The sequence below is a fragment of the Pelatocladus sp. BLCC-F211 genome (assembly GCF_041928655.1).
In the GTDB taxonomy this organism is placed as follows: Bacteria; Cyanobacteriota; Cyanobacteriia; order Cyanobacteriales; family Nostocaceae; genus Pelatocladus.
Genome location: NZ_JBHFLM010000037.1, coordinates 1 through 8,948 on the forward strand (window position 1 = coordinate 1; position 8,948 = coordinate 8,948).

The following is an 8,948-nucleotide window of genomic DNA, read 5'->3' on the forward strand; positions in this document are numbered from 1 at the left end:
CCCCTGCCCCCAAGTTTTGGGGATTTTGCCCCCCTGCCCCCAAGTTTTGGGGATTTTGCCCCCTGCCCCCAAGTTTTGGGGATTTTGCTCCCCTGCCCCCAAGCTTGGGAGATTCAACTACTCAAAGTCCCCCAGAATGGGGGATTTAGGGGGCTAAAGCTCTCAGTTCTCGCAGCATTTGACTGGTTCCGTCATCGATGGCTTTTTGCACCAGTCGGGGAATAAGTTCGGTTACGGGTAAATTGGGAAATGTGGGACTGAGGGGAGATTCTACGTAGCCGTTAGCTTGAAGAATGTAAATGGTTAGTTGATGGTTGCTGTAAATCCACACTTCCGGAACGCCGAGAGATGTGTAGGCGTTGAGGGTTGTTTTTGAGGTAACATCAGATTCAACCGCAAGGTCTGGAGGAGGATATACGGTTAAATCCATTTGGGTACATCCTTTGACCTGGTTGGCATTTTGGATATAAAAGCAGGTATCTGGTTCCACCCCAGCTATGTCTGGACGTTTAAAGGTAGTCGAGCCGAAATCTTCCCAGTTGCGTCCTTGGATTTCTAGAATTGTGGTAATGATGTAAGCAATAATGCGATGGGGACGCTCATGCAGTGCTAACGGGGACATTATTTCTAGGGTTCCTCGGTAGTATGCAATGCGGGTTTTGCGTTTTTCTCCTAAGTCTTCGAGAAGTCGCTCAAAGTCTTGCCAGGACAGGTTATGGATGGCGATTTGGCTACCGGGAGCGAGTTCTATGGCTTGGATGGGAATAGTTACGGTCATGTTTTTGTCTCCGTTAACTGCTGTCCTGCTTTCTCAATTTTGACGCGCCATTCTCCGGTGAGGAGTTTTTGCATTAGTCCGCGTTTTTGGGTTTTGAGACAATCAAGATATGCTACTGATGCTGCAATTTCCCTATCTGCTGTACCTAAAATCTCCGCTATTTGCTTCTGTTTCTCCAGTGACGGAAGTGTAATCTTCAACTGAAGGAAGTCTTTTTTGTTCAAAACCCGGTTACGTCCGGCACCACCAGGAGAAATAAGACCAAGCTGAAATATAAATCTTTTGAGTAAATAGCAACATTATCTGGATTTTCAATCCAGCGTTGAAATGTACCCTTACCATGACTTCTGATGCCGACTGCCATATACGGTTCGGTCGGTTTAGATACTTCACGAATGACCAACTCTAAACACTTTTTCAGCTTAGTAGGTGTTCCCGGTAAGCTCAGAAGGCTTTGCATCAACGCCTTTTTACGCTTTTGCTGGGCTGTGATTAGCTTTTCGGTGAGCGCGATCGCACTATCCCAAGTCCCCAAAATTTCAGCTATTTTCCTCTGTTCTTCAATTGGCGCAAGTAGAACTTTGATTTTATGCACATCATTGCGGTTAATTCCTGGAACTCCTGTTTTATCACTAAACTTTTTAAGGTCTACACGCTGAAGAAGATAGTAAACAAATAAAGGATAATTTCCATGAAAATCTTTTACAAATAGCGAAGTATTAAGAGGCCAAAAGTCTTCTTCTATCCAAAAAATCTCGCCTATTGTTCCATATCGACCAGTTACGACACCAGGAGCAGATACCATTGCTGTGTCATGGGTACCAGAGAAGCCAGAAGAAGAGATAACCGGAATATTTCCGGAACGACGGGTAGATGTCGGTAAATCAAAGCCACGTTGAAGTGTTGCAATTTCTCCAAGTCTTTTTTCTACCCAATTAGAAGGAATTGAGCGAGATTTTTTACCCATCAATCCCCAAGTCCTTCAAATAACCCGCCATCTTCCCCCTAACCTCAAACAACTCCGCTTCTAACTGCTCAATCTCCTGCTGTACCGCAGCAATATCAATCTCCTCCTCCTCCTCAAACGTGTCCACATAGCGAGGAATATTTAAGTTAAAATCATTCTCCTTAATCTCCTCCAACGACACCACACGGGAATACTTTGGCACATTCTCCCGCTCTCGGTAAACCCGAACAATTTTCTCTAAATGCTCATCTAATAGCTCATTCTGATTCTTCCCGTTCTGAAAATCATTACTTCCATCAATAAATAACACATCTTGGCAGTTCTTATTTACACCACCTTCCTCCCGCGATTTATCAAACACAAAAATTGCCACGGGTATCGATGTACTGGGAAACAAATTCGGTGGTAAGCCAATCACCACATCTAACAAATTCTCCTCAATCAACTTCTGCCGAATCCGTCCCTCACTCGCACCCCGAAACAAAACCCCATGCGGTGCAATCACCACCACACGCCCCTCTTTAGGTAAAGCAATTTCAATCATGTGGGTAATAAAGGCAAAATCCCCCTTAGTCTTCGGTGGCACACCCCGCCAAAAGCGGTTGTAGGTATCCTTCTCGGCACTTTCTGCCCCCCATTTATCCAAAGAAAAGGGCGGATTTGCTACCACCACATTGAACTTCATCAACTTATCAAGTTCTACCAAAGCCGGACTATTTAACGTATCGCACCACTCAATTCGGGCAGCATCCTTACTGTGCAGAAACATATTCATCCGCGCCAAAGCCCAAGTACCCCCGTTTACCTCCTGCCCAAATAGCGAGTAATTATTACTACCCACTTCATTAGCAACCTCAATCAGTAAGGAACCCGAACCACAGGTAGGGTCACAAATTCTGTCGCCGGGTTTTGGCTGCGCTAGTTTCGCCACTAATTTAGAAATCTGCGCTGGTGTAAAAAACTCCCCTGCTTTTTTACCCGCACCAGAAGCAAACTTCTCAATTAAATAGATATAAGCATTACCGATAATATCCTCACTCACCCGCGAAGGTCGCAAATCCAACTTGGGATTAGCAAAGTCATTAATCAGGTTCTTTAACCGTCGGTTGCGGTCTTTCGTCTTACCCAAATTCGCCTCAGAATTAAAATCAATGTTGCGAAAAACGCCCTCTAACTTGGCTTTATTCGCTGGGTGTTCTTCAATTGCTTCTAAAGCTTCGTTAATCAGTTCGCCAATATTATCAGCTTCGCGCTGCTCGTAAATGTCGTAATAACTCGCACCCTTGGGCAATACAAACCGTTCCCGCTCCATTTTTCGCCGGATGCGATCGTCGTCGTCCCCGTATTGCTTTTGGTACTCTTCGTAGTGATCTCGCCAAATGTCACTAATATACTTAAGAAACAGGAACACCAAAATGTAGTTTTTATACTCCGACGGATCAATTACACCCCGGAACGTATCGCACGCATTCCAAAGAATACTGTTAATTTCGTCCTGTTTAATTTTGTCGGTTATAGCCATCGGTTTCGTTACAAAATCCCTGCAATATATAAACTTTCCACAGGTAACACATTTGAAACAACAATACAGTACAAAAATACTATTGTTATTGAAAATGTTTTACCTCTACAACTTTCTGCATCAAAACTGCATCAATGTATACCTTACGCCTTTGTGCGAGTTTCTCTATAATTTGTTGCTCGCGTTGACTCAGTGCTGCAATTTGCGCGATCGCTTTCTGGTTTTTCAGTGGTGGTAAATCAATCACCAGCGTTTCTAAAGCTGACTTACTCACCATCAACAAACTAGTCCCCTCAGAAAGTCGATTTATCTGTTTTTGTATGTCGGGTTGCTGGAAATACCAAACCAAAAAAGCTGGGTTCACCTTCGGCGATTTGACTTGAATCACCATTAGGGGAGAAGCAGCCACACAATTGTCAACCTCCTCAGTTACAACCGCCATTTTGTGAGAAACACCCCTAGAACAAAACAAAATGTCGTCCTGTTTTAGTAAATGTTTTTCATATAAATAATTACTGCATACCTTGTAAACATCACTTAAATTTAAACAGTTGTAATCATCAATATCCTTCATTTGAATTACCCCCACCTCTCCGTTTGGGTCGCGCTCAATCCTCGAACGGAAGGGATAGCCTGTACAAATTGACGCAATTTCCTTAAGTTTGACTTTCGTCATGGCTCTTAAATACAGTCATAATCAACTCACTCAATAGGTAAGCGAGGTAGTGTTACAAAACGCACTACCTCGCCAGGGTCACGCACTTAATCAAAGCTCAACAGTGTAGAAACCTCAGCTAATGCTAAAATTCCCGCACAGCATTAGAAGCTATAACCAGCCATCCGTACCCTTTGCTACAATCTCTAACCTGTCAGGACAAAGATGACGAAGGGGACACCAGCGACATTCTTGAACGCTGGGCGTAACAGGTGGCGTGTTTGCAGTCTTCATATCCTTAACCAATTCCGCAACCTGGCGCTTAAACTCGATGGTAATCTCCGCAGGAGAAATGTCAAAAATCTCACCTTTGTGGACTAACTGTCCTGCGGGAATCTCACGAATTCCGTGTAAACCAACGGTTGGAATCAGCGCCATATATAACTTGACTTGGGCAATGTCACTCGCCTTCAATTCCTTACCAGCCTTGATATCTGGCACAATCACCTCATCTGCACGCACCGCCACAATGTCAGGTTTGGCTGAGATAATCGCACCAAATTTTGTTTCATACTTAAAATCGTTAGAACCTTCGGTGTAAACGGTATAGCCCTCAGTTTTCAACTCCTTCGCATACTGGGTTAAAGCAGCTTGGTGCTTGAGCTTGTAACCTTGGGCATCAAAACCGTTATCGGCTTTCGGGATAGAATAATTCGCCTGAGTATGCAGTGAGAACATACATTGGCGATCGCCAGCAAGGGCCTTCGCTAACCAACTGGGATGAATGTATGTCTGCTGACGGCGGCTCAATCCCATACCCGCGGATTGATTTGGGCGGTTCGCTTGCTGAGGAAGCTTAACCGCAAAAAAATCCGCATTGTTCAATGCATTTGAATCGTTTATCATTGATTTACCTTTTAAAATGCAGGTTCCTAATCAGGAACCTTTTTTGTATCCATCGGAAAAGTTGTAACCCGGTTACTGCATTAAAATTTTCCGAGTAGTCAAATATTTGCATAAATGCCAGATGCTGTCAATTTTTTATTGTTGTAACCTGATTACAATTATTCAAATTTGCAAGCAAGTATTTTACACCTCACACAAAAAGCGTCACGCACCTGCTACATTAAGTAACTGGGCGTAAATAATTATCGTTAGGAGCAGGCAATAGGCAATAGGCAACAGGCAATAGGAGAAAGGGTTTGAGCCTTATTTACACTTCTTTACGTAGTTGACTTTTTTCTCACCCACTTACTTATCGAACTGCGATCGCTTAGACATCCTTCCCTTGTCCCCCTTATTTGGAACTTCCTCACCTTTCCCAATCATCAACTCAAAGGTTCCACTCTCACTATTTTTTGATCTGCATCGATTTTGATATTTGCTAATCCAAATTGTTCAAGCACCCAAGCATTCGTTGTCAAGTGCGTACTAACTTCCGCTACCTGATACTCACTTGGAGCTGACGCCAAAGCAGCAGGTAATAATAATTGATCGGCTAAATGTTCATCCACTGCTGCACCAGTTTGATTAAATTTCAGTAGTTCTTCACAAGCGATTTGGGCAACTTTTTCTGCTGGTAAACCCAAACGTCCCAAGCTACTAAACCCAGCGAGGCTATTTTCATACTCCGCAGTCAGAAATAAACCAGCCCCCGGTGCAACGCCTTTTTCTCGTACAGGCTTGATTATATGTTTCAATCCTGCTTCCCGTAATAAATTCTCGGTACGGCTAGCTATGCGTTGGGGAATATGAGCAGGTAATTCTGTGGCGATCGCTAATCCTCGTACTTGCTGCAAATCACCACGTTTTACCAAATTTATCCCAGCCAGTCTTCTACTACCACTCACTCGCAAATTCACTACACCTCCGCCTTGGGGATACCAACCCCAAGCACCCAATTTCACATCAACTTCCACACCCATCTGTTTGAGTATAGGCAGATATACTTGTTCAATGTATGTCATCGGTGGGCTAAAGGGGACATGAGTTCCACCTTTAAACGTCACCTGTGAATCACCAGTTGCTAACGCCAGAGGTAACAGCACAGTCTGCAAAACCAAAGTTACAGCGCCAGCAGAACCACCTTCTCGCGCTTCGCTAACATCAAAGGTGTAATTTCCTGCTTTCACCACCCCACCAGGAATAAATTCCAGCATCATCGAACCCAAAGCATCACCGCGCACTTCTGCATCACAAATTGTCGCAGTCGCACGAACTCCTGTTAAATGTTGGGCTGCTAACCCTGGTTTTTTGCGTCCAGCGCGGATATTGTAAATGCTAATTGGGTTGCCTGTAATAGCAGCTAAACTTAAGGAACTGCGAAGAACTTGTCCCCCGCCCTCACCGTAAGAACCATCTATATAAATCATAATTAGGGCTTGCTGAAGAAAACTGTAAGGTAGTCCAGATAGGGGGTTTAACTCTCTCCTGTTAGATTTACAGCAGAGAGATTAATTTCTCTCAAATCTTGTTTATGATGAAACCTTAAGGGTTAAGGCACTTCCTCCCAATCCTCTATCTGTAATCCATCCACCCGACTAAATTCACCCGTGTTGGTGTCACCAATATCAAACTATTCGCTCTTGCAATAGATGCAATTTGCAAGTCATTGGGACCAATGGGAGTTCCACTCGCTGCCAAGTCAGCGCGAATATGTCCGTATATCAATGCAGCAGGATCATCAAAAGGCAAAGAAACAAACAGATTGAGAAACTGTTGCTGTCTGGCTAAACTTTGCTCAGGATTATTGCTTCTCATCGCTCCATAAAATAACTCCGCTTTAACCACTGAACACACAGCAATATCTGCTACTCTTGTTGCCCGCAAACGTTCTCGAATTGCCACCGACCTACCATTGAGATAACGAATGCAAACATTGGTATCTAATAAATACCTCACAAAATTTCTTCCCTTTGCTCAAACACACCCTCAGAATCAATAACAATAGGGTCATCCTGGCAACTACCATAAGTCTGTTCAAAAAAACCAGCAGGCCAGCCCAATTCTTCTAGTGTTTTCATCTGCACTAATGGTTCTAGTGGCTGAAAAATCACCATCACTTCTAAGTCTTTGTCTGTTACGCCCACCGGAATTTCTAAATGTAAAATCCCATCTTCGCCTACACGAGAGCGTAATTTTATACTTTGCATCGCCCTTGTCTCCAATTTATAGATAGATTAATTCTAGAGTTTCGTCGCTATACGCTCGCGCACCTTTAACAATGAAGCCTTGGGATAAACCTGTAGAAATTGGCATACATTCTCCTCAAACTTCCCCAATCTCTCTACTCTTACCAGGATTCATCAACCCATATGGATCTACCATTTCCTTAAATTGCAACTGTTCTGGATCGATAACTTTTCTACCACCATCTTCAATAATGTAAGTGTGGGGATTGGCAATAAATATACCCTGTTCTTCGTGATGGCGGATGATTTCGTTCAGGCGTTCCTCGGTGGTGTAGCGTACAAGTTGTAAAGCTGCGGGAGTTGTTGCACCGTTGACACGAACAAATTCTAAATGCATCATGACTTCATCCCCGTAGTGATGATACATCTGCTCTACTAACTGTAGAGATGCGCCATGGCCAGTCTTTACATCTGCTGGGAAGAGACTTTGTAAATAGGTGATGGAAGTATCAAGACTGCGGGCGTGGAGAGTGGTGTGATTCCAAGTGAATTCTAATAAGTTCGCACCTTTGCCAGGTTCTTGTACTGTTTTTTGATATGTAATATTGCCACCATGTTGCTGCACCAATCCAGGCAAAAACTCTAAACTCGGTTCCGCAATTAACAACAAAGCGGCGTGAGTACCATCGGGAATATATTGCCGCAATGGCGTAAAGTATTGGGGGATGGGGGATGCAAAGACAGCAATTTCTTTTTTAATCATGCCATCAGCATCGGCAAGGCTCTGCCCAAATCTGGCTGCTGCCATAAATTCAGGAAAGGTAATAATTACTTCTGCCCAAGGATAGGACGGGCCGAGGGGAATTTCTACTTCAGTAATAATACCGTTAATCCCCCAAGCATGGTTGACTTTTTGGACATCGTCGCCACGTAATTCAATTACACGTGGTTCATCTTCTAAGGTGACGACTTTTAATGCTAAAAGATTACCGCGATCGCCTAAAAATCCATACTGTATTGAGCCAATTCCCCCACTACCACCAGCGACAAAGCCTGCTATTGTGGCTGTGCGGTAGGTAGAGGGTGCCATCCGTATTTCCCAACCAATTTCCCGTGTTTTTTTATCTAGTGCTGCTAATTTCACCCCTGCTTCTACTCGCGCTATTCCTGGTTTGATCCAGCAAATCTCCTGCATCCGCGTCATATCAAGGATGACACCACCGTGTAAAGGTACACATTGTCCATAATTTCCTGTTCCTGCACCCCGCACTGTCACAGGAATTCGATGTTTGACACAAGCAGCTGCAATTTTTAATACTTCTTGTTCGTTAGCAGGGCGTATAACTATATCCCCGACTTTTCCCGCTAGTTTGGGAACCAGAATCGGGCTGAAGGTATGATAATCCTGGGATAATTTTGCTACTTGAGAGGAATCGATGATGATTTCGATTCCTGGCAGGGAATTGATTAGGGTTTCTAAATTGTAGGGTTTTTTATATGTTGTCATGGTTAAAATTTATCTTTTGGTAACGTAGACGCGTAGCGGCTTGCCGCAGGCTACCACAAAGGACACAAAGGACACAAAGTCAAGAGAATTTTTATAAATTAAAACTCTTGCAAAGGCCTATTGTAAGAAAATTCAACCATAGATGAACCAAAGATTACATGTTGAGGATGATTATATTAGCGGTGCGATCGCACAAATTCTGTTTGTCTAAAAAACTACAGTACAAGTAAACAAAATATTTTCATCGAAATTAAACCTCGTCCATCTTGAAAAGAGGAGTTTTTCAAAAAGGACATTATGTAGGTTGGGTGGAACGGAGTGTAACCCAACATTAACCAGACTATAATGTTGGGTTTCGCTGTCGCTACACCCAACCTACAAAACTACA

General features: G+C 43.5%; 9 protein-coding genes and 1 pseudogene. All 10 read right to left on the reverse strand.

All coding sequences use genetic code 11. The annotated features are described in order from the left end of the window. Positions 1–145 precede the first annotated feature (145 nt). Positions 146–778, reverse strand: coding sequence for a Uma2 family endonuclease (locus ACE1AT_RS03360; protein WP_374865894.1), 633 nt, complete (start codon positions 776–778; stop codon positions 146–148). Further along, positions 775–978: a hypothetical protein gene (locus ACE1AT_RS03365; RefSeq protein WP_374865895.1), complete on the reverse strand. Its 204-nt coding sequence runs from the start codon at positions 976–978 to the stop codon at positions 775–777. Before ACE1AT_RS03365 ends, ACE1AT_RS03360 begins: the two co-directional genes overlap by 4 nt. A gap of 20 nt (positions 979–998) precedes the next feature. After that, positions 999–1,745: a restriction endonuclease subunit S gene (locus tag ACE1AT_RS03370; RefSeq protein WP_374865896.1), complete on the reverse strand. Its 747-nt coding sequence runs from the start codon at positions 1,743–1,745 to the stop codon at positions 999–1,001. Then, a complete protein-coding gene (locus ACE1AT_RS03375; protein ID WP_374865897.1) occupies positions 1,738–3,267 on the reverse strand; it encodes a type I restriction-modification system subunit M in 1,530 nt (509 codons plus the stop codon). Before ACE1AT_RS03375 ends, ACE1AT_RS03370 begins: the two co-directional genes overlap by 8 nt. 85 nt (positions 3,268–3,352) lie before the next feature. Beyond that, positions 3,353–3,943, reverse strand: coding sequence for a restriction endonuclease subunit S (locus ACE1AT_RS03380; RefSeq protein WP_374865898.1), 591 nt, complete (start codon positions 3,941–3,943; stop codon positions 3,353–3,355). 150 nt (positions 3,944–4,093) lie between these two features. Further along, entirely contained in the window at positions 4,094–4,828 is a 735-nt protein-coding gene (locus tag ACE1AT_RS03385) for a PD-(D/E)XK nuclease family protein (RefSeq protein WP_374865899.1), read from the reverse strand. 422 nt (positions 4,829–5,250) lie between these two features. Continuing rightward, entirely contained in the window at positions 5,251–6,294 is a 1,044-nt protein-coding gene (gene rtcA / locus ACE1AT_RS03390) for an RNA 3'-terminal phosphate cyclase (protein WP_374865900.1), read from the reverse strand. A 122-nt stretch (positions 6,295–6,416) separates the two neighbouring features. Further along, positions 6,417–6,823, reverse strand: a pseudogene (locus tag ACE1AT_RS03395) (type II toxin-antitoxin system VapC family toxin). Next, on the reverse strand, positions 6,820–7,074 hold the full coding sequence (locus ACE1AT_RS03400) for a hypothetical protein (RefSeq protein WP_374865901.1): 255 nt from the start codon (positions 7,072–7,074) through the stop codon (positions 6,820–6,822). The pseudogene ACE1AT_RS03395 and the gene ACE1AT_RS03400 overlap by 4 nt, the downstream one beginning before the upstream one ends. A gap of 115 nt (positions 7,075–7,189) precedes the next feature. Next, the gene (locus ACE1AT_RS03405; protein ID WP_374865902.1) at positions 7,190–8,560 is read right to left on the reverse strand and encodes an FAD-binding oxidoreductase; all 1,371 of its coding nucleotides are present in this window, start codon (positions 8,558–8,560) and stop codon (positions 7,190–7,192) included. Between the last annotated feature and the right edge of the window lie 388 nt (positions 8,561–8,948).